Source organism: Kitasatospora sp. NPDC001309, from assembly GCF_042896295.1.
Classification (GTDB): Bacteria; Actinomycetota; Actinomycetes; order Streptomycetales; family Streptomycetaceae; genus Kitasatospora.
Genome location: NZ_JBIAXC010000028.1, coordinates 57,480 through 75,694 on the forward strand (window position 1 = coordinate 57,480; position 18,215 = coordinate 75,694).

The 18,215-nt window shown below is 58.7% G+C and carries 27 protein-coding genes and 1 pseudogene; 20 read left to right on the top strand and 8 right to left on the bottom strand.

Features of this window, described 5'->3' with window-relative positions; genetic code table 11:
• Position 1 precedes the first annotated feature (1 nt).
• The 7 genes from ACFY2K_RS26085 (at position 2) to ACFY2K_RS26115 (ending at position 3,174) form a co-directional block, all read left to right on the top strand.
• Positions 2-385 carry a hypothetical protein gene (locus ACFY2K_RS26085; protein ID WP_387714372.1) on the top strand — a complete coding sequence of 128 codons (384 nt, stop codon included), beginning with the start codon at positions 2-4 and terminating at the stop codon, positions 383-385.
• 4 nt (positions 386-389) lie between these two features.
• Complete coding sequence (locus tag ACFY2K_RS26090) at positions 390-566, top strand: hypothetical protein (RefSeq protein ID WP_387714375.1); 177 nt, start codon at positions 390-392, stop codon at positions 564-566.
• 111 nt (positions 567-677) lie between these two features.
• Positions 678-872 carry a hypothetical protein gene (locus tag ACFY2K_RS26095; protein WP_387714378.1) on the top strand — a complete coding sequence of 65 codons (195 nt, stop codon included), beginning with the start codon at positions 678-680 and terminating at the stop codon, positions 870-872.
• A 4-nt stretch (positions 873-876) separates the two neighbouring features.
• Positions 877-1,125, top strand: coding sequence for a hypothetical protein (locus ACFY2K_RS26100; RefSeq protein WP_387714381.1), 249 nt, complete (start codon positions 877-879; stop codon positions 1,123-1,125).
• A gap of 350 nt (positions 1,126-1,475) precedes the next feature.
• Positions 1,476-1,898 carry a hypothetical protein gene (locus ACFY2K_RS26105; RefSeq protein WP_387714384.1) on the top strand — a complete coding sequence of 141 codons (423 nt, stop codon included), beginning with the start codon at positions 1,476-1,478 and terminating at the stop codon, positions 1,896-1,898.
• Between the two features lie 212 nt (positions 1,899-2,110).
• Positions 2,111-2,425 carry a hypothetical protein gene (locus ACFY2K_RS26110; RefSeq protein WP_387714561.1) on the top strand — a complete coding sequence of 105 codons (315 nt, stop codon included), beginning with the start codon at positions 2,111-2,113 and terminating at the stop codon, positions 2,423-2,425.
• Positions 2,359-3,174 (top strand): RecB family exonuclease, encoded by an 816-nt coding sequence (locus tag ACFY2K_RS26115; protein WP_387714387.1) that lies wholly within the window; start codon positions 2,359-2,361, stop codon positions 3,172-3,174. Before ACFY2K_RS26110 ends, ACFY2K_RS26115 begins: the two co-directional genes overlap by 67 nt.
• A 108-nt stretch (positions 3,175-3,282) precedes the next feature.
• Here the strand turns inward: ACFY2K_RS26115 and ACFY2K_RS26120 are convergent, their stop codons facing one another.
• Positions 3,283-3,543: a hypothetical protein gene (locus tag ACFY2K_RS26120; RefSeq protein ID WP_387714390.1), complete on the bottom strand. Its 261-nt coding sequence runs from the start codon at positions 3,541-3,543 to the stop codon at positions 3,283-3,285.
• A gap of 156 nt (positions 3,544-3,699) precedes the next feature.
• Between ACFY2K_RS26120 and ACFY2K_RS26125 the strand changes: the two genes are divergently transcribed.
• The 10 genes and pseudogenes from ACFY2K_RS26125 (at position 3,700) to ACFY2K_RS26170 (ending at position 8,576) form a co-directional block, all read left to right on the top strand.
• Positions 3,700-4,461 carry a DnaB-like helicase C-terminal domain-containing protein gene (locus tag ACFY2K_RS26125; protein ID WP_387714552.1) on the top strand — a complete coding sequence of 254 codons (762 nt, stop codon included), beginning with the start codon at positions 3,700-3,702 and terminating at the stop codon, positions 4,459-4,461.
• On the top strand, positions 4,454-4,657 hold the full coding sequence (locus tag ACFY2K_RS26130) for a hypothetical protein (protein WP_387714392.1): 204 nt from the start codon (positions 4,454-4,456) through the stop codon (positions 4,655-4,657). The genes ACFY2K_RS26125 and ACFY2K_RS26130 overlap by 8 nt, the downstream gene beginning before the upstream one ends.
• A 50-nt stretch (positions 4,658-4,707) precedes the next feature.
• Positions 4,708-5,025: a hypothetical protein gene (locus ACFY2K_RS26135; protein ID WP_387714394.1), complete on the top strand. Its 318-nt coding sequence runs from the start codon at positions 4,708-4,710 to the stop codon at positions 5,023-5,025.
• The gene (locus tag ACFY2K_RS26140; RefSeq protein ID WP_387714397.1) at positions 5,000-5,176 is read left to right on the top strand and encodes a hypothetical protein; all 177 of its coding nucleotides are present in this window, start codon (positions 5,000-5,002) and stop codon (positions 5,174-5,176) included. The genes ACFY2K_RS26135 and ACFY2K_RS26140 overlap by 26 nt, the downstream gene beginning before the upstream one ends.
• A 194-nt stretch (positions 5,177-5,370) precedes the next feature.
• Positions 5,371-5,595: pseudogene (locus ACFY2K_RS26145) on the top strand (CHC2 zinc finger domain-containing protein); the annotation flags it as partial.
• 19 nt (positions 5,596-5,614) lie between these two features.
• Complete coding sequence (locus ACFY2K_RS26150; RefSeq protein WP_387714564.1) at positions 5,615-6,304, top strand: hypothetical protein; 690 nt, start codon at positions 5,615-5,617, stop codon at positions 6,302-6,304.
• Between the two features lie 190 nt (positions 6,305-6,494).
• Entirely contained in the window at positions 6,495-6,671 is a 177-nt protein-coding gene (locus ACFY2K_RS26155; protein WP_387714400.1) for a hypothetical protein, read from the top strand.
• Positions 6,672-6,857: 186 nt separating this feature from the next.
• Positions 6,858-7,667 (top strand): metallophosphoesterase, encoded by an 810-nt coding sequence (locus tag ACFY2K_RS26160; protein ID WP_387714403.1) that lies wholly within the window; start codon positions 6,858-6,860, stop codon positions 7,665-7,667.
• Positions 7,664-8,335: a hypothetical protein gene (locus tag ACFY2K_RS26165; protein WP_387714406.1), complete on the top strand. Its 672-nt coding sequence runs from the start codon at positions 7,664-7,666 to the stop codon at positions 8,333-8,335. Before ACFY2K_RS26160 ends, ACFY2K_RS26165 begins: the two co-directional genes overlap by 4 nt.
• 4 nt (positions 8,336-8,339) lie before the next feature.
• Entirely contained in the window at positions 8,340-8,576 is a 237-nt protein-coding gene (locus ACFY2K_RS26170; RefSeq protein ID WP_387714408.1) for a hypothetical protein, read from the top strand.
• Positions 8,577-8,777: 201 nt separating this feature from the next.
• Here ACFY2K_RS26170 and ACFY2K_RS26175 read toward each other — a convergent pair whose 3' ends face one another.
• From ACFY2K_RS26175 to ACFY2K_RS26185, 3 genes are all read right to left on the bottom strand, one after another.
• Complete coding sequence (locus tag ACFY2K_RS26175) at positions 8,778-9,107, bottom strand: hypothetical protein (RefSeq protein ID WP_387714411.1); 330 nt, start codon at positions 9,105-9,107, stop codon at positions 8,778-8,780.
• A 130-nt stretch (positions 9,108-9,237) separates the two neighbouring features.
• A complete protein-coding gene (locus tag ACFY2K_RS26180; protein WP_387714414.1) occupies positions 9,238-9,492 on the bottom strand; it encodes a hypothetical protein in 255 nt (84 codons plus the stop codon).
• Between the two features lie 102 nt (positions 9,493-9,594).
• Positions 9,595-9,954, bottom strand: coding sequence for a hypothetical protein (locus tag ACFY2K_RS26185; protein WP_387714417.1), 360 nt, complete (start codon positions 9,952-9,954; stop codon positions 9,595-9,597).
• Positions 9,955-10,184: 230 nt separating this feature from the next.
• On the opposite strand from ACFY2K_RS26185, the gene ACFY2K_RS26190 reads away from it, so the two are divergent.
• The 3 genes from ACFY2K_RS26190 (at position 10,185) to ACFY2K_RS26200 (ending at position 13,295) form a co-directional block, all read left to right on the top strand.
• On the top strand, positions 10,185-11,492 hold the full coding sequence (locus tag ACFY2K_RS26190; protein WP_387714420.1) for a DUF3987 domain-containing protein: 1,308 nt from the start codon (positions 10,185-10,187) through the stop codon (positions 11,490-11,492).
• A 412-nt stretch (positions 11,493-11,904) separates the two neighbouring features.
• Entirely contained in the window at positions 11,905-12,786 is an 882-nt protein-coding gene (locus ACFY2K_RS26195; protein WP_387714423.1) for a hypothetical protein, read from the top strand.
• A gap of 110 nt (positions 12,787-12,896) precedes the next feature.
• A complete protein-coding gene (locus tag ACFY2K_RS26200; RefSeq protein ID WP_387714426.1) occupies positions 12,897-13,295 on the top strand; it encodes an Lsr2 family protein in 399 nt (132 codons plus the stop codon).
• Positions 13,296-13,348: 53 nt separating this feature from the next.
• On the opposite strand, the gene ACFY2K_RS26205 is transcribed toward ACFY2K_RS26200, so the two are convergent.
• The 4 genes from ACFY2K_RS26205 to ACFY2K_RS26220 all read right to left on the bottom strand — a co-directional run bounded on the left by ACFY2K_RS26205 (position 13,349) and on the right by ACFY2K_RS26220 (position 18,141).
• Positions 13,349-13,570: a hypothetical protein gene (locus ACFY2K_RS26205; RefSeq protein ID WP_387714429.1), complete on the bottom strand. Its 222-nt coding sequence runs from the start codon at positions 13,568-13,570 to the stop codon at positions 13,349-13,351.
• A 247-nt stretch (positions 13,571-13,817) separates the two neighbouring features.
• Positions 13,818-14,543, bottom strand: coding sequence for a peptidoglycan-binding protein (locus tag ACFY2K_RS26210; protein ID WP_387714431.1), 726 nt, complete (start codon positions 14,541-14,543; stop codon positions 13,818-13,820).
• Positions 14,544-14,629: 86 nt separating this feature from the next.
• Complete coding sequence (locus tag ACFY2K_RS26215; RefSeq protein ID WP_387714434.1) at positions 14,630-15,007, bottom strand: hypothetical protein; 378 nt, start codon at positions 15,005-15,007, stop codon at positions 14,630-14,632.
• A gap of 14 nt (positions 15,008-15,021) precedes the next feature.
• Positions 15,022-18,141 (bottom strand): hypothetical protein, encoded by a 3,120-nt coding sequence (locus ACFY2K_RS26220; RefSeq protein ID WP_387714437.1) that lies wholly within the window; start codon positions 18,139-18,141, stop codon positions 15,022-15,024.
• Positions 18,142-18,215 lie beyond the last annotated feature (74 nt).

Consider the following 18,215-nt stretch of genomic DNA (forward strand, 5'->3'; position numbering starts at 1 on the left):
AATGCCCGGCCCTTTCGACATTACCAAGCGGGATGTTCTGGCGCTTATCAGAGAGGGCCAAAGCATCCCGAAGGTTGCAGCGCATTACCAGGTTGACGCGGCGGAGATTAGAAACCGCCTGCGCCATTGGGGATACAAGGTTACCGACCTGCGACCCCCGAAGAATGCCCGCAAGTCTGAGAAGAAGCGGGCTGACAGTAAGGCCCCGGTCTGGCCTAAGTCGCGGATTCCCGGCCTTGTGGCCAATCCCAAGCCGCGCACAAAGCGGGAACGGCTCAAGGATGAATTGCACGGGATGACGCTTCAACAGGTGGCTTTTCATATCGGGGGGACTGTTGAGCAAGCGCGCGATCTCATCAAAAAACTCAGCACCGAAGGGGAGTAGTCGCATGGCCGACCTTACGACGGGAATGAATTCCAAGACCACGCACAAGACGGACGTTAAGGCGACCGCCGACCAGAACAACCAGGCGGCGCAGAAGAGCGACCTTTTGCAGCGCTTCTACGAGAAGACGCACCCCGTTAGCGAGGACGCCGGAACGGGCGGGGAAGCGCCCCAGGGCTAAGCGCCCACCATTCTCCGCCCTGGCAGGTTGACGGGAATCGCCCGCCAGGGCGGACACCACGCACCGCCCATCAACTCACCCGCCAGTTAGCGGGGGAAAGAGGTACGTGCAATGAGTGAGTACGGCGAGTACAAAGACGCGGCCAAGAAGCAGAAGGACGCCCAGGGCAAGCACAGCAAGCCGGGCGGCCCGTCCGGCGACGGCGAGAACACCGGATGTATGGTTCCGGCCGCCGGGGCGGCCGTGGCTATCGGTATGGTGGTCCTGGCGGCCCGCATGGCGGTCGCCAGGGTGCACAGGAGGTAGATCCGTGGAACTGCCCAAGCTCAAGGCGGAATTGACCGGATTGGACCCCGAGGAGTTCGAGCGGAGGTTGGCCCGACTCAAGGGGCCCGACTTCGGCCAGGTGGTAGCCGAGGAGGAATACGTCAGTTACCGCAAGGCCGCTCTACGGCGGGAACTTGGCTACCCCGAGCCCAAGCCCGTGAAGTACGCCGTTCCCATCCTCCTGGCCGTCCTCCTGGGCCTGGTGTGCCTTATCGCCCTTGCCGGGCACTGACCTTCCGGCGATACGATCATGAAGCCCGGCCCCCGAGCAGTGGGGGCCGGGCTTCTGTCATGCCACCCCGCCACTCGGCAGGCAAGCCCCCCCGCCACCTGGCGGGGCACTGGTCGGCCACATGGCGGCCGACCGTTGGCCCGAGCAGCCCTGATCGGGTAGCGTCCTGCCGAGCCCCTTACAGCGCCACTCAGGCCCCGTCACGCACGCGGGGCCTTCGCCATGTCCGGCGGGCCCGACCGATTGCGCTTGCAAACCTTGGGGGAGGTTTGCTAAGGTCGAACCACGAACCAGACGTGAGGAGGGGCGCGCTGAATTCATGTCCCCGATTAGACCGACAGGACCCCTAGATGGATATCAAGCGCCCTACGCACGCCGATCCCGTAATTGACGCAACGCTGGCAGCCATCTACGACGACGAAACCGGCAAAAAGATTCGCACGTACGAGGAAGCTGCGCTCTTCCTCGGGGTGAAGAAGGGAACTATTGCCGCACGGCTTCACCGCGCCAATGTTGGCGTTAGGGGAGGGGCCGACTACGGCAAGTACTTGCCCGCGAATCTAAAGAAGGAGCACGCGGACGAAAAGGAAAATGTCCGCCTTCGCGCTTTGGCTGAAGAGGAATACGGCGTAGAGCTAACTGCTCCCAGGGCCGCCGCCCTGGATGCCTTTAAGCGGAAGAGCGAAAAGCTCATCTGCTGTTACGACGAGGATTACGGCTACTACTGGCGCGCGCGGAAGGCAGGCGAAACGGGGTGGATTGAACAAGATTGACGCTTAGACGAGGACCTGCCAAGGGGTCGGCCGCCACGGGGGCGGGCGGCCCCTATTTGTTCCCTATGTCCGTTTCGGCGACTGTTGCAGGATCAAGACGGTAGGACACGCATTAACATGCTTGACCTGCACGTTTAGATCACATTAAGGTCAGATAGTCCCGCCTTGAACTACCTGGCGGGGGGTCAATGACGCTTGGGAGTTAGGGCAAGGTGCGAACCACGACCGGTTTTGACGACAACACGACAACTCGATACCCGGACGGCCTTCGCCCGCTGATGGTGGACACGGTGCGCGGTATCGAATGGGGGCAGATAGGCCCCAGCCCGCTTCGGGTTTACGTCATCCTTACGGGCGACCATGATTTCTACGCCGGTCAGGAAGTCGTGAAAGAGCTTGACGGATATTTCGGGGAGCCGGTAGCAATGGACGTTCTCTCAGGTGACCGCCTTTACTACGAGTGGACATACGAGAGGATGGAGGTAGGAGCGTCATCGGGCAAGGACATAGAAGCGTCTCCCAGCTAACGAGCTATTCGCAATGCTCGGAGCGCTATAGGCTAGAAAGGCTTGATAAGGTACCGCAGACCCCGGCAGGATGGACCCTGCAAGGGCTGGCGGTTCATGAAACCATTGAGGCGTGGGAGCGATCCGGCCGAGAGTGGGCGGCCGGTGAGCTAACCGCTATCTATCGTGAATCCTGGCAAAAACACCTTGACAGGATGAAAGCCCAGGAGCCAGATATAGACCGCTGGCTTACGGGAACCCCGAAACTAAAGGGGAGCGCCGACGTTGAGCGGCGGCACGATAAGGGCCTAATACAGGTTGCCGACTACATAGAGGACGCGCTAGCGTCGGAATGGTCGATCTGGGAAACTCCGGATTATGACCTTGCGATAGAGCTTCCTTTCAGGATAGACCTTAATGGCGTTGAAGTCGTCGGATACATTGACCAGGTAAGGGAGTGGCCGGATGGCAGTCTAGAAATCGTGGACCTAAAGACAGGTTCCAAGACGCCGGAATGGGATGTGCAGCTAGGTGTTTACCGACTAGCCGTCCTTGAAGGATACGCAGTAGCAGACCCGATTACCGGGTCTTTTTTTATGCTCAAAAACGGCAAGTATGCCCAGGCTAAGAACCTGGATAGTTATACACGCCCACGCCTGGAAGCGTGGTTTGCCGCATTGAGCCGAGGGATTGAGGCTAACGCCTTCCTTCCTAACCCCGGCGGGCACTGTCGAATGTGCTCGGTTTGGAAGTACTGTTCCGCAACGTAAGGAGAGTTCTTGACTGAATACCAGTCCGGTGTTAGCGCCACCGTAAAGGCGCATGGCGGATATGACGCACCGTGGATTGTCTTTCACGGTACCGACGCTGAGCATGTCTCAGCCCTTATCAGCGAGGCACAGCGGGTCAACCTGGTGGACCAGGTGGCGGAGGTTAGCCAGCAGTTCGCTACGGCGGCACCGCCCAAGCAGGCCGTACAGCAGCAGCCCGCGCAGCAGGCCCCACAGGGCGGCTACGGCCCGCAGCAGGGCCAGGGAGCACCCCAGGGCGGCTACAACCGCCAGGGCCCGCCACAGGGCGGCCAGGGAGGCTACCAGGGCGGGCAGCAGGGCCCGGCCCTCGCTACCCACTGCCGACATGGCGAGAAGCTTCCCGTTTCCGGCATTAGCCAGAAGACCGGTAAGCCGTGGGCTGGTTTCGATTGCCCCCAGAACTACAAGACCGGGGAATGTGCGCGTTTCGCTAAGGCGGAGTGATAGGGGCCGTTAGTGCTTACCCTTGTTCGGGCTCGCCAAATGGGCGGGCTGGCGGGGGAGCCGCTTCCGGCGGCTTTCCCGCAACTTGAACGGGCAGGGTGTCACATTAGGCGCGGTCAGCTAACGCTAATCGCGGCTGGTCCCGGCGTGGGCAAGAGTGCCGTTGTTACCACTATCGCCACTCGTGCAGAGGTTCCAACGCTCTACTTCTCTGCGGACAGTGACGCCTTTACCCAGTACACGCGCCTTGCCGCGATGATTACCGATACCCCGCTATGGGCAGTTGAAAAAGACATGGACGCTGGCAAGAGCGTTCATTACGATACACAGATAGAAAAGCTTGACTATCTGCGTTGGAACTTTGACGCAACCCCGAGCATTGACACGCTGGACCTGGATATCCAAGCTTTCGGATACACCTATGGGTGTTGGCCGCAGCTAATCGTTATTGACAACATCAAGAACGTTTGGACAGAATCCGGCGACGACAACGGCAAGTATTCAGAGATCATTGATTACTTGCACGAGCTTGGACGAAAGACCGGTGCGGCCGTTGTCGCCCTTCACCATCTGACGGGCGAGTACGACGACGGCATTAAGCCCGCGCCAATGTCGGCCCTTCTCGGTAAGATTTCGAAGATCCCCGAGCTGATTCTAACCCTTCATAAAGAAGGGTCTAGCGACTTCGAAAACCTGACGATTAACGTAAGCATCGTCAAGAATCGCGGCGGTAAAGCCGACCCTTCCGGAAACTGGTTCATTCCGCTTAACGCGGACATGGAAAGGATGAAAATTGTCTGACTACCTGTACGGCCCGGACGAGACCATTCGAATCAACGGCAAGGAGGTTCCGCGCTTCATCATCCACGAGGACGGTTCCCAGACGTGGAACCTGGATGCGGAGACGGCCGGGGCTATCAATCGTGCCGTTGAGGCACAGATTGTTCGCTTCCTGGGCAACATCGTGGATGGCCTGGCTCGGCTGGGGGGTCGCTAATCAACGGGCGGGCCTCAAAGCAAAAGGGCTACACGGGGGAGGTGGAGGCGGTGGAAACCGCCTCCCCTTACTTCCCGGAGGTTGCCCGCTATGGCGGCATTAATGGCGCTAACGATCTGGGGGACCTTGACGGAATCCCCGATTGGGCAATCCAGGTAAAGAACGTTTCCGTTCCGAACCTGGGGAAGTTCGTTGCGGACGCGGTAACGCAGGCAGGCCGGGCCGGTAAGAAGTACGCCGGAGTCATGCTAAAGCTACGCGGAAAGCACATGCGCAAGGGCCTATTCATTATGCCCAACGAACAGGCAATGCGGATTATGAAGAGACTGGAGGATTGCGAGCATGGCGCGTGTCGTAAGGAAGATTGAGATTCAGAAGACCAGCTATGGAAACGGCGACGAAACGCCGCTAACGGTGCTGGAAAGGTTCGTTGAGGAGGTTCGGGAAAACGTCGGTATGGGCGTAGACCCCATCATCACCGTTCACGGCACTATCTCTTTCGAGTACACGGAGGACTGAGCAATTCCCCGATACAACGGCAACACTAACAAGCGGGTTAAGCGCCAGCGAAAGGCTTTCGGCTACGGAAGCGAGGAGGACGCCTACGAGGCGTGGGAGCGGTACGCACGCGCCATGCTCCAGGGCGAGGCCGACGACGGCCCGGCCAACTGGACCACGGAGACGCACGCAAAGCCCGTGTAAGGCGGTGAGGGGTGGAACCGGCCGACAAGCCCCCCATTGGGGAAGTCCTGGCCCACTATGGGGCCGAAGTGGAGGACGCCGGGCGAAAGTGGCTTTCCGTCCGGTGTCCCTTTCATGAAGACCGCTCCTCTTCGGCTTCCGTCAACTTTGAGGCGAACACTTTCAAGTGCCATACGTGCGACTTTGGGGGAGATAGCTTTGCCCTAGTCATGTGGCAGGAGGGAATACGCGATTTCGGCAGTGCCATCGGATTCTGTGAAAGAATTCTTGGAGACAGCTACAGCGCAGTACGCAAAGGCGCTAAGGGGGCACGTCGGCGCAGAAGCGTTCTTGGCGAAGAGGTTTGGGCCCCGAGCGCAGGACAGCGCAATATCCTTTCGGCTGGGCGTCGTAGACGACCCGTTGCCGGGTCATGAGATGTACCGGGGGATGCTGGCCATCCCTTACGAAACGCCCTATGGCGTAGTCGGCATCAAGTTTCGGTGCCTCCAGGATCACGACTGCAAAGCGGTTCACAAGAACCGCTATCTAAACCCGGCGGGCTTCGAGCATCGGATTTACAACACACCCGCGCTCTTTAGCCCGCTTCCCTATCTCGCTATCAGCGAGGGTGAGATAGACGGCATTACCTCTCAACTGGCAAGGATTCCAACCATCGGGGCCCCAGGGGCTACGAGCTGGAAACCCGCCTTTACTCGCATGATCCGGGGGTATGACGTCGTGTTTATTTATGCGGACAACGATGATGGGGGAGTTGGGCTAGAGAAGTTCGCCAACCCGCTTGCCGAGAAGATTAGCGGAGCCCGCATCATCCTAATGCCGGAAGGTCACGACGTTAACTCGTACGTACAGGAAAACGGCTACGACGCTCTAAGGGAGCTGGTGGGAATCAATGAAGACGGCACTTTGGGAACCGGATCATCCACGGGAAAGCTTCTCGTGTGACGAGTCAGATACCGACATTCTGACTGTAGCGGCTTCGGACTATGACCCCGAGGCCCTTTACATCACAGCAACGGAGCACAACGACGCCGGGGTGATGACGCATCACGTCGGGTTCTTCATGAACCCCGGAAAGGCGCTCCGGCTGGCGGAGCGAATCAAGGCAGAAGCCACCGCAAAGGGAGCTAAGTAGATGGCCTACCGTGACGGCGAAACCGTAACCATTGGCGCGCATCAGGTCTATTTCTATAAGTCCGATGCCGGTCACTTCATGGCGGAAATTCGCCAGGGAAGCGAAGAGATCGACGCCGACCACATCACCAGCTATGAGGCCGCCGCACTGGTCGGCCTTCTGGGCGACGACGCATGAGCCTTAACGTCTGGATTGCGCGCGTGCGCAGCGAGGGGAAGCCTAAGCGGCTATGTGGTGCTCGGGTCTACGACACGCGGAAAGAGATGCGCGCAAGCGTGGTGCAGCTTTACGCCCGGTACGGGCGAGAGAACGTCACCGTTTGGCAGATAGAAGACAATCAGGCAGTGGAGGACGAATTTCCCCTTGAAGACGATTAGCGATAGTTCATACAGTGTCCTTCTGATCCCAGACACGCACGTACCCGAGCACCACACGGGCGCAGTCAATAACATTGCCTCTCTGATCCGTGAAGGCGATTTTGCGGGCATTGTGCATACCGGCGACTTCCTCAACCTGGATGCTCCTTCCCGATGGTCCAAGGGGACCATTAACGAGTTTGCCGGTAACGTGCACCAGGAACGCGAGGCCGGTAAGCGCGTGCTGGATCTGTGGCTTTCCAACTTCCATGGATACAAGGGCATGCACATTGGCAACCATGACCGAAGGATCTCCGACTATCTAAAGAAATATGCGCCCGCCGTGGCGGACATGCCGGAATGGCGCTATGACCGGCTTCTAGACCTGGACTCATTCGGCGTGGAGGTTCGGCAGCCAATTCACCCCGTGGCCCCAGGGTGGGTAACCACCCATGGAGACAACCGAGAGATCACGCTTTCAAGCGAGGCCGGTAAGACCGCCTATAACGCGGCCGTCAAGTACGACAAGAACACGGCATGCGGGCATACGCACCGCGCGGGGATTGTACAGACCTCTCACGGCTACAACGGCCGGATGCGCGCAAAGATCGGCATGGAGCTTGGCCACATTAGCGACCTGCGGAAGGTTAGCTATCTGGGCACTGGTTACGCTAACTGGCAAATGGCCTTTGGCGTTCTCAAGGTCCACGGCCGCCGGGTTAACCCGGAACTCCACCTCATCGCCCCTGATGGAAGTTTCGCCTATGACGGGATGGTTTTCTCTGGCGGAAAGATTCGAAAGGCCAATAGCAAGTGACCGACACCCTTACCGCTTTTGATCCGGTGGACTATCTTCCCCTCGCCAAGTCGGTTTCGCGCTCCTATGCGCGCGACTGGCCCGGCATTGATGCCGACGACCTTTTCGGCCATCTGTCCCTAAAGCTGGTGGAGCGGCGTTTCTACTTCGAGAAGTCGGAGCACCGAAACGCGACCGTATCGGCCCTCCTGCGAAAGGAGGCCGCCCGGTACTGCGGAAAGGAGCGTGGAAAGGCGCTTTACGGCACGGCTGATTACCTCTACTCAAATAGTGAGGTAGAGCAGATCCTAGAGAACGTCTTTCAGCCCGCCGACGAGTGGGGGCAGCAGTCCCGTAACGGGGCTGTCCTGGCGGACTGGTCTCATGGCGTCGAGCGGGGCCGGGACGGTACCGGCTACGTGGATGCCGTCATTGATGCCCGAGGGGCATTCAAGGGGCTCACGGAAGCCCAGGCGGACACGCTCCGGGCCGATTGGGTGTACGGCCCCTCAGAGGCCGCGCAGCGGGCCGGTAAGAGCCTTGCCGCCTGGTCCATGGCGCACAGCCGGGCGGTTACCCGGCTAAGGGATCTCATGAACGGTAGCCGGATGAAGCGCACAGCCGACCACGACGGCCCCGGAAGCCGAAAGGCAGTTAGCAACTCTCAAGCCCGATACACCACGGAGTAAGCAGATGAACGAAGAGAAGCCGAGCGTTGGCGCTCGCATTATTACAGTCCTTAGCATTCTGGCGCTTATTGGGGCCATCACGGTTCTAATTGGCATCCTGTCCATGGAAGTTGTATTCATTGCGGCAGTCTTCCAGGTGGACACTGTAACGGCCATTCAGCTAGCGATCCTGGCCGCCCTTCTCGTGGCAACGGCAGCTATTGTCCATGCCCACCGGCACAAGGACGACGAGGAGGAGTAATGGCAATCGTGGAGAAGGTAACGACCTACTACCAGTGTGACATTTGCGGCACTTCCTATAGTGACCCATTGGAAACGTGCATGTGGGCAGCCGACGCAAAGCACACTGCCCAGGAGCCCCTACCGTCTGATGGGACGGACATTCCATCCCCGCCACCTACGAACTGAAAGGCCCCCGGCTAATGCCGGGGGCCTTTTGCCGTCAGTCGTCGGTTTCTTCGTCAGGATTGATGAGCCTATCCATATCCTTTCGGACCTTTTCGGCTTCATCGGCAGTCTGGAAGAAGATTAGCCCCGCCTGGCGGTATCCCTCATTTGATACCCGGCCGGTCTCTTCTCCGTCGAGAAAGGCCGCACCAGCCTCCGCACCGGCCTTCTGCATGTACTCGCGGTAAGAGCTAAGGGCTTGCAGGATAAGCGCGTCACTCCGCTTGACGATATCGGCTAGCTCCAGGTCGCGCGCAATTTGCTCCCGAATATCCTCCGGGCACTCCGAGCCCAACCGATCGGCAATCTCACGAAAACGGCCCATTCGACGGCATCCCCACTGGATTCAATGAAGCCCCGGCCCCTCCGGGGTGACGAAAGAACAATAGCAAGCCGAAGCCACTTTAGGCAAGCCCTAAAGCACGAAAGCGCCCCAGCCTAAGCCGGGGCGCTAATCACGCTTCCTTTGAGCGATCAGTAAGGTAGATCCCATATGTTCCATAGCCTATGTGCTTGTAGCTGACACCAAAGCGCTTAGCCCATCCAGCCCTGACAATGAGCTTGGCCCACATGCGCCAAAGCTCCTTGGCCCTATCCTCATCAGAGGCGGTATCGACGCATTCAACGCGCTTCGACGGGCGAACCATGAGCCCGGCAGTCGTGGCAGCCCTGGAGGGCGCTTCACGCATGAGAGAGGCGGTGTTGGCCATGTATCAATCCTCGCCTGTGCTGTCCGGCCTCGCCCGTAGGCGGGGCCGGTGGTGGTGCAATAAGACGGACCCTAAGCGGGAGCTGGAGCAGCCGCAACAGGATTAGTTAGCCTTGGGTACGAGCCCGATGTTTCGCAGCAGCTCAATCACCTTGGGGTGAATGTCTGCCGTACTCTCGCCATCCGGCCCAAGCCCAAGAACCAGCAGGGGGCCATGAATTGGCCCACGGCCGAGCAGTCTTGACATTAGGACCGAAGCCCGCGCATTCACCGAACTGGCATCGGGGGCAATGCCGTCCAGTTGAAAGAAGGCGACACTACCGACCTCTCCGGGCAGAGGCATGACGGTGATTAGGCTGATCCATCCGCCCATGGCTTCCGCGCATGAGCGCAGGTCTTCGTCATAGCTAGTGCCGTCGCCAAGCTCTACCCAATGAGGCAGAGCCTCCGTTTCGGTGGGCACAAGGATTCCCCGCATGCTGCCCCAATCCTCAAGGCCCGGCCCTCCGCCGGGCAAGATCGACAGTAGCAAACCTCATCCCAGGTTTGCAAGGGGGGTGCGGTCGAACTGGCGTACGAAACCGCCCTGACCAGCAGGGATGCCGTGGGTTGCTCCATGGACTTGACACTAGGAAAGAACTAACGAAAGAATGAAGCCACGTTCGTTCGTTCCTTCTTTCTTAGTGGGGGGCCATGAGCCAGCTCGACACCATCCCGCGTCCGGCCGACACCGTTTACCACGGTCTCTTGGGGCGCATCGTTAAGACGGTAGACCCCGGCACGGAAGCGGACCCCGTGGGCGTTCTGGGATCGCTCATCGTGGGCGTGTCGGCCTACCTGGGCCCCGCTGTCCGAGTGCGCATTAGCGCGCTCGATGATCACCCCATCCTTTGCTGGTCGCTTTTGATTGGGCGGACCAGTAAGGGGCGAAAGGGTTCCGCCACTTCGGCGGCAAAGCGCGTGCTGGCGCTACTGGATAAGGACTTCTTTGGAGCCAACACGGTATCCGGCCTCTCCTCCGGCGAAGGTCTGATCCACGAAGTTAAGGACCCCGACCCCTCCGAGCTGGAAGAGATGATGGAGGTTGGTATTAATCCGGGGGACATTGGGGATCAAAGGCGACTCGTTATCGAGTCGGAATACGGCATGACCATGCTTCGCTCTTCGGGAATGTCCTCCCTTTCCACCATCCTCCGCCAGGCGTGGGATGGGGACGACCTTAAGACCCGAACGCGGCGTAACTCCATGACGGCCACCAGGCCGCATATTGCCCTTCTGGGGCACATTAGCCCGAAGGAGTTCCGGGCCCGTCTCTCGGAAAGGGAGCTTGCGGGCGGAACCTATAACCGACTCCTGATGCTTCACGTTCACCAGTCGAAGACGCTGCCGGATGGCGGCATGGTGGACCTGGACAGGGTGGCCGGTCAGGCGGCAAAACTCCGGGCCAACATTGAGCGGGCCCGCGATCTGGAATTGGTCGTAGTGCGCAACGAGGCGGCAAACAAGTATTGGGCGGAATCGCTCTACCCTGAGATTGCCAACGATGACTCCCAGAATGAGGTTCTGGAACAGTTCTCGGCTCGCCGTGCCCCGTATACTCTCCGCCTCGCGGCCCTTTATGCCGTGGCTGATGGACGAAGTGAAATTGACGTGCCGGACCTCCAGGCCGCTAACGCCCTGTATGAATACTGCCTTGACAGTATCGAATACACGATCGCTAACGCGGCTCCGGCTGCTATTGCCGGAAACGGCAAGGTCAGCGGCGAAATGGCTAATCGTCATTACGAGAGCCTTCGAAAGGCGCTCCTGGCCGCCGGGGATGAAGGTCTCAAGAAGAAGGACATTTGGGACCTGGTAGGCAAGAACTTCAATAAGGACCAAGTGGACGAGATGTTGGTCACCCTCGGGGTTGCGTCCAGGCCGGGCGCTCGAAGCGCCAACGGCGGACGCCCCCCAATGGTCTACTACATCCCCAGCGAGGATGGCGACGGGTTCGTGTAAGCCGCCCGCTAGCATGGAAGGCCCCGGCGATTGCCGGGGCCTTTGTGCTACCAGAGAGAGGAGGGCGGGAAGTGATTAGAAGGTGCCAGAAGGCCAGGAAGAGCGGAAGAGGGGAGCTTGGCGAGTTCCGCTGTGACAATGACGCGGCATGGCGTATAAAGCTGACAGGGGCCAGCGAAGCGGACTTCGTCTATGCGTGCCCGCTTCATCTACACCAGGCCGCCATAGACCTTAGCAAGTCCGGCGGGGCCGTATTGGATCTTGAAAGGTATCCGCCCCCAATGGTTGCAAACCCCGCGTGAGGTTTGCTAAGGTGTACCCATCGCAAGCGACGAAGAGCTAAGAGCCTGGCAGAGTCCGGGGGAGCGGCGAGACTGGCGATAGCAGAGCACTACCAGCGAAGGGTGTTCGAATGGAAGAATGGAACTTCTTCCTTGGTGGAGACTATGAGCAGAGCTGGAAAGCCCTTCTCATCTCCCCCACTGGAGAGCTGCATAGCCGGGAAGTTGAAGACGGCTGCGAATGGCTGAATGGCGTTGCGCGGAACATGACGACCTGGAAGGCCAGTGGGGTAAAGGGGTGGCTTCCCTCGGGTGAATACCAGGAGCCGGTTTCGGTTTGCCACTCCTGTTCCTTGCACGTTAACGCAGCGGTCGGGCAGTTCTTTGACGAATACGGTCCGCAAAAGTGGCTTGACGAACTGGGGGAAGTAAAGCTAAAGTCCTCCAAAGAGGACGAAGGGGAAGAGCAGTTCACAGAGCCCCCTTACGGTCACGTTAGTACGAAAAGCGACATGGAAGCGGGAGTGGGCGTGACTCTGATTACCAGCCCCGACCGAAGCAAGGTCCACGTTAAGGAAAACGAGGACGGTTGCACTTCGGTTCGGACGGCGGCCAAGCGGGGATTCAAAAACTGGCCGGTTCTCACGGCCGAAGAAGCCGAAGACATGTCGGCCTGCGGTAACTGCGAAAGCCTGGTTAACGCGGAGATCGACGGCACCAATCCCAACCCGGACGAGAAGGCGGACAACGTGAGCGACAAGAACGAGACGCTGGAAGACCAGGAGACCCCGGAGACCCCGGAGGAGGACCAGGACGACCAGGAGCAGGACGACGACGAGCTGAGCCCGGAGGACAAGGCCGTCAGCGCCTACAACCTGCCCGGCGACCCGCACGACGCCTTGGACAACTGGACGAAGATGCTTCGCGCGGTTGAGAAGGGCGACAACGAAAAGGCCATCGACTTTTGGGAAGAGCGAGTGGACGGCCTTAAGAAGATCCTGGGTCTCGCGTAATCAAAAGCGTTGCGCTAACCGATCCGGTTAGCTAAAGTACAAAAGACGAAAGCGGGAAGGGCCCATCCGGGCCCCTCCCAATCAAAAGAGCCAAAGGGAAGGGCCCTGAAATGGCACGGCAGACCATCCAGCTCATTAAGATCATCGACGACGTTACCGGGGAGGAGCTGGACGAAAGCCAGCTTGACACGGTGACATTCGCTATCGACGGTATCGCCTGGCAGCTGGACACCAACGAGGAAGAGGGGCAGAAGATCCGGGAGTTCCTGGCCCGCTACGTCTCGGTTGCCACCCGAGTAGGCGCGCCGCCTGCTGCCCCTGACCGTCCCGGCCGGGCCGCCCCCTCCCCCTCCCGCCAGCGGCGTACGAGCGGTGAGCACCCCTTGCAGAAGGTTCGGACCTGGGCCCAGGAGAACGGCTACGAGGTGGGCGACGTGGGCCGGGTGCCCCTCACCATCAAGGAGTCTTACGCCAAGAATTTCGGGATCAGCGTTAGCGAGATCGGCTAACACCCCCGAAAGCAAAGAAAGGCCCCGCCCGAAAGGGCGGGGCCTTCTGGCTATTACTCGCTATCCGGAACCGGAGTGTAAAGGGCCTCGCGCACCGCCTCATCGTGCGTTGCGGTCGGCACGGTCACGGCGTCCACGGAGAGGCCCAGGAGGGCCGCCACAGCGGCCAGCACGAGGCCAACCGGCAGGGACGGCAGGTAGTGAGCGCCAAGCGCCAGTAGGGCCGCCGCAACGGCGTAGAGACGCGCGGCGTTACGGGTGACGAAAGAGAACAAGAGCTTTCCTTTCAATAGGGGTGATTGTTAATGCTTAATGACGATCGGTGCTTTCAGTGCAACCGGCATCCTCGCTGGCTGGTTAAGTGCGAGGGTTACGAATCGGGCCGGTCATGCATGGAGCACGTGGCGGAGCTAATGCTTAGCGTGGCCAGGCGAAGCCTGGTCATTGAGCTAGAAGTGACATACATTCCGATTCCGCTTGATGACGAGGAATAGAAAGGGCCCCTATGGGGGCCCTTTTCGTTTAGCCGTTGAAAGCCTCGCGCCAAGTGAGCGGGCCAACAATTCCATCAGCCTCCAGGCCGTGACGCGCCTGGAACTGCCGGACAATGGAATCCGTCTGCGGGCCAAAGACGCCATCGACGCCAATAGCCCAGGTGCGGGCTCGTAGGCGAGCCTGGATAGTCCTAACGTCATCACCCCGCATGTAGGGGCTGGTTAGCTTTAGATAGCGGCCGGGAAAGGCCGGGCCCGCAGGGGTCGGGTTAGGCTGCGGAGCGGGGGTGTCGGACGGATAGGACGGGTAGCCGTATCCAAGAACCTGCCGAACCTTTCGCGGACGAGTCCGCTGATAGCAACCATCCCCATTGCCCTGGGAACCGGCATTACCGGAAGAGGTGTTACCCTCATAGGTGGTAATGGTGCTATCGGTAAAGGAAACGACAATGCCCACGTGATCCGCGACGTAATCACCATCCCAGTCATAGAAGACGATAGCGCCAACCTTCGGATACTCGGACCACTGGCCGCGAGCCTTAAACCAATTCACGTGAGACGGGCAATACTCAAACTTGCCAATCACGTCCGCATTGCCGGACATTGCGGCACAATAGCTAATCCACTGATCACACCACGGCTCGTTATTGTCGCCATACCACTTTCCGAAAACGGTGTCGTTGTTGGGCCCCTCCTTGTAGCCCTGGTTAACCCACTTTGCGCACTCGGCAAACATAGCCGTAAGGCCAGCCATAGTTACTTCCTTCTTTCGTTAGTTCTTTCTTAGGGAATGGAAAAGCCCCCGGCGGCGTACGCCAGGGGCAAAGCGCTAGAAGGCCCCTAGGAGGGGCCGTTGTCGTTGGTTGCGGCCTCCTGGGCCGCCCTGGTCTCCACGGGCCGCACGGGGCCGCGCAGGGCCCGCAGGGCGGCCAGTACTTCGGCATGCTGATCCGTGACGAGAGTCGATAGAGCCCGCATCGCGCGTTCGCCGGTAACAAGGCCGCGCAATAGGGCGTTTTCGTTCTCTAGGCGCTCAACGCGGGCCGTAAGGTCGCTAATGACTCCTTCGAGCCTTTCGGCTCTGGCCTTTTCTGCTTCGGCGTTATCGCGCCAAAGGCGGGCGCTTTCATTGTCCGCCTCTGATCGAAAGCGAATGAAGGCCGCACCGAGACCGGCGGCCAGGCCCAGGAGGCTAATAGCTATGCTCCAGTAGTCCAATCGTCGCCTTCCTTTTAGTCAGCCCCGCCAATTGCGGAGACCCGCAAGGAGGATCGCCAGTTAACTATTCCGCCTTCCACCTTTACCGAGTGGTCTATGCCCTCTACTCGGTAATTGTTTCGATAGATGTACCCGCGACCGAAGTAGGCGTTATCTTCCTCAACGGTCAATTTGCCCATTAGGTCAAGTCGCAGAATCTTCGCGGCAACGCTGTCATCCGTAGAAAGGTCCCATTCCAAAGCGCTAATCCTTGGCTCTGGATTGGACCAGCGGGCCACAAAGTCCCGGGAATACTGCTTAACGTAGTCATCCTGGGTTACCTTGACTTCACGGTTGTACGTCCGGCGGCCATAGACAGTGACCGATGAAGGATCGGCGGCAGTGTTGCTAATGCCACCCTTCCGGGAGATGGTCACCACGTTGTAAACGTGGGACATGTCTAGATCAACGCCGTAGCCCGGCTCCGGGCCTTCGCCCTGATCCGCGTAGAACGTCGCCTCATTGCCAGGGATCGCAGTACCCGAGCTTTTCAGGTTGTCCAGGGCGGCCTTTACGATGAAACCTATTCGGCCTTCGCGGGTCATGAAGAATGCCGATTGCAAATCGGCTGCCGAATCCTGGATCTGGCCAAGTGCGTTCGTGTTGCTGAAATCGTACTTGGGGAAAGCAGCGGGGGCAGTCGGATAGCCCCACTTCCAACCCGTCCACGAGTAGCGCGTGTGAACCAGCTCGCAGAGGGAGGAGAGTCGATAAGACCCATTCCCCAGGCTTCCGCCCGCGCCGCAAATGTAGCGGCTTGCCGAATCACCCTCGCCAGTATTGTAAATGGTGAGCGAGGATAGCTGACCAACGTATTGGGACTGGTAGGTAATTCCGTCACCATAGACGCCGCCAAGTGTGCTCACGGTTTGCCATGGCCCGGCTACCACCGTGCTTGTGTAGCTCTGATAGTAAAGGCCAGCATCAATACTTAGCGATACCGAACGCTTCCCGGATGACTCCGGCCCGACGGTCACGGAAAAGAGGTGCCTTTGGTTGACTAGAGTATCCTTTGGCATCATTAGATACTTAAGGCCCTCGGTACCAGTATTAACGAACATCATGTCGTTTGTGGCGCTAAAGGCGGCTCCGGCAAGGAATGAGGTATTTCCGAGGGAAACGGCGCAATAGTGATTGACTCCGGAGGCGGGCCGCGTGACAGCTCCAGGGGTAAAGAAGGTCCAGAAGTCAACCCCGAAACCCTTATCAATGGGCCCAAATAGGCCCTTATTGGTTGTTCCTAGGGCACTGATTGCCGGGTCGGAAATATTGATGATCGTTCCGCTATTGGCGGCCGGGGCCTTGAAGTCAAAGCAGGTTCCGCCCTGGGTTCCCTCTATGAAGCCGGGGGAGCCATATACAATCGTCCGTGCCGTTCCTGCGGTAATGAGAGTACCCGGCGGGCTCACGAATCCCGACGCCTCGCCAATCGTTCCCACGGAACCGGCGGGATCGTCAAGGGGGAAATGTGCAAGAACGTTCTTTAGCTTATTGACTGTCGCCTGATACGGCGTTGCCAATGTGGTTTCGGAGAAGACCCTAAGATCATCCGAGCATTCCATGGTTACGTTAGCCGAACCAAAGCTAAAGCTATTCTCACCGTGGATCTTGTCAATGAAGCCAGAGAATACGGGTTCGGAACCGTCGCCATAGGCATAGTCCACAGCCTTATAGTTGCCGTCCGTACGGGACACCTGGAGGGCAAATACATCAAAGCCCCAGTCAGATGCATAGGCGGAACGGTCGGTGCCATCAAGGCACTTAAACGCCAGCTTGATTTCCGATCCCGGCTTGAAGCCCCATGGGCACGTTCCGGTGAAACTGAATCGCTGCCATGACTGCCCCAGGTTAAGGGTCTGAGTCCCCATGCCCCAACTGTCATCGGCAAAAGCCGCTGCCAGTGTCATGGGTGCATTGAAGACGCTAGCGCCAGCTCCAGGCATAAGCCTAATCCAGCCGGAAAACTGGTAGTTGGCAAAAGGAACGGGCGCGGTCTGCATTCGGATCGAGTTTGAGTATAGGGTCAGCTTTCCATTGTAAGTGGTAAGCGAGTCGGCAATACTCTTTCGATACACGAAGCGAATATAGCTATCCCCCAGATTGGCTACCGGAACGCTGGAATCCTTAATAAAGCCGAGTCCCCAATACCGCGTTGGGGTGGAGCCGTTGACTGGCGAATCCCACTTTTCCGCAGGGGGAATCTTACCATTGGAGCCAGTAGCAACCTGGTATGCCTCACCATTAAAGCCGCCAACATACGTACCGGACATGTCCGGAGATGCAGCCCAGCGGGGCGCAATATTGTTTCCGATGACCGAATTCACGCGCACGCGCTTATTTGGCCTAACGTAGGAGTAGTTCCGTCCACTAAGGTCATACGGACTCATGTAGGGGTTAACCTGCTTCGCAAAGGCGGCAGTTACCAGAAATGCAGTCGGAGCAGTAGTGTTGGCTCGAAGGGTAATACGGACCTGGCAGGAGGTAGCGCCAGGCGGAACAATCCCCTTGAAATAGAGCTGTGTATCTGTGCCGGTTCCGTCCAGAGTGGTAACCGTAATCGGGCTAACGTTGTGCGCGTAATAGTTTCCCCAGCCATCCGACCCCTTGAAGACGACGAAAAGGCCAAGCGTAACGTTGGGCTGGGCAGATGAAGCCCGGCGCACGTCATAACCGATTTGCAGTTCCCTGCCCTCTGTTACCGGAACTTCGGGGAACGTTAGAAGGTCCTTCCAGGCCCCAAGGATCGGCACAGCAATGCGGGCGCACCCCGTGTATGTGTCGGCACTGGTGGACAGGCTTAGCGTCGAATTACCTGCTGAAACAGTGAGCATCGACAGGGGGAAGTATGAGGCTCCAGGGACGCTGTAAGGGGAGCCCAGGGATTGCTTAGGGTAGAGGTTTCCGGGGTCAAAATAAACCTTGTTGATGATAACGGGGCTAAAGCGGTCGTCCGCGTTATCCAGGGTCAGGGAAGCGGTTCCGGTCTCGAAGTTGTCCAACTCAAAGGATCGGCCTCGCTTTGTTTCGAAACCAGCAACCCATGGGGTAATACTCTGCCATGCCGGAGTGTCGTTAATCTCGGACTCGAAAGCCACTTCCGCTTCAAAGGCTAGCCGACTGGTGATGGTTAGTTCCTTCCTTCGTTCGTTCTTTCTTAGAGATGAAGAAG

What these genes read in the sequence shown, in the direction of transcription:
- ACFY2K_RS26085 (WP_387714372.1), top strand. Translation starts at nt 2, where the DNA reads ATGCCCGGCCCTTTCGACATTACCAAGCGGGATGTTCTGGCGCTTATC.
- ACFY2K_RS26090 (WP_387714375.1), top strand. Translation starts at nt 390, where the DNA reads ATGGCCGACCTTACGACGGGAATGAATTCCAAGACCACGCACAAGACG.
- ACFY2K_RS26095 (WP_387714378.1), top strand. Translation starts at nt 678, where the DNA reads ATGAGTGAGTACGGCGAGTACAAAGACGCGGCCAAGAAGCAGAAGGAC.
- ACFY2K_RS26105 (WP_387714384.1), top strand. Translation starts at nt 1,476, where the DNA reads ATGGATATCAAGCGCCCTACGCACGCCGATCCCGTAATTGACGCAACG.
- ACFY2K_RS26120 (WP_387714390.1), bottom strand. Translation starts at nt 3,543, where the DNA reads ATGTCGGCAGTGGGTAGCGAGGGCCGGGCCCTGCTGCCCGCCCTGGTA.
- ACFY2K_RS26125 (WP_387714552.1), top strand. Translation starts at nt 3,700, where the DNA reads ATGGGCGGGCTGGCGGGGGAGCCGCTTCCGGCGGCTTTCCCGCAACTT.
- ACFY2K_RS26140 (WP_387714397.1), top strand. Translation starts at nt 5,000, where the DNA reads ATGGCGCGTGTCGTAAGGAAGATTGAGATTCAGAAGACCAGCTATGGA.
- ACFY2K_RS26155 (WP_387714400.1), top strand. Translation starts at nt 6,495, where the DNA reads ATGGCCTACCGTGACGGCGAAACCGTAACCATTGGCGCGCATCAGGTC.
- ACFY2K_RS26170 (WP_387714408.1), top strand. Translation starts at nt 8,340, where the DNA reads ATGAACGAAGAGAAGCCGAGCGTTGGCGCTCGCATTATTACAGTCCTT.
- ACFY2K_RS26175 (WP_387714411.1), bottom strand. Translation starts at nt 9,107, where the DNA reads ATGGGCCGTTTTCGTGAGATTGCCGATCGGTTGGGCTCGGAGTGCCCG.
- ACFY2K_RS26180 (WP_387714414.1), bottom strand. Translation starts at nt 9,492, where the DNA reads ATGGCCAACACCGCCTCTCTCATGCGTGAAGCGCCCTCCAGGGCTGCC.
- ACFY2K_RS26190 (WP_387714420.1), top strand. Translation starts at nt 10,185, where the DNA reads ATGAGCCAGCTCGACACCATCCCGCGTCCGGCCGACACCGTTTACCAC.
- ACFY2K_RS26195 (WP_387714423.1), top strand. Translation starts at nt 11,905, where the DNA reads ATGGAAGAATGGAACTTCTTCCTTGGTGGAGACTATGAGCAGAGCTGG.
- ACFY2K_RS26200 (WP_387714426.1), top strand. Translation starts at nt 12,897, where the DNA reads ATGGCACGGCAGACCATCCAGCTCATTAAGATCATCGACGACGTTACC.
- ACFY2K_RS26210 (WP_387714431.1), bottom strand. Translation starts at nt 14,543, where the DNA reads ATGGCTGGCCTTACGGCTATGTTTGCCGAGTGCGCAAAGTGGGTTAAC.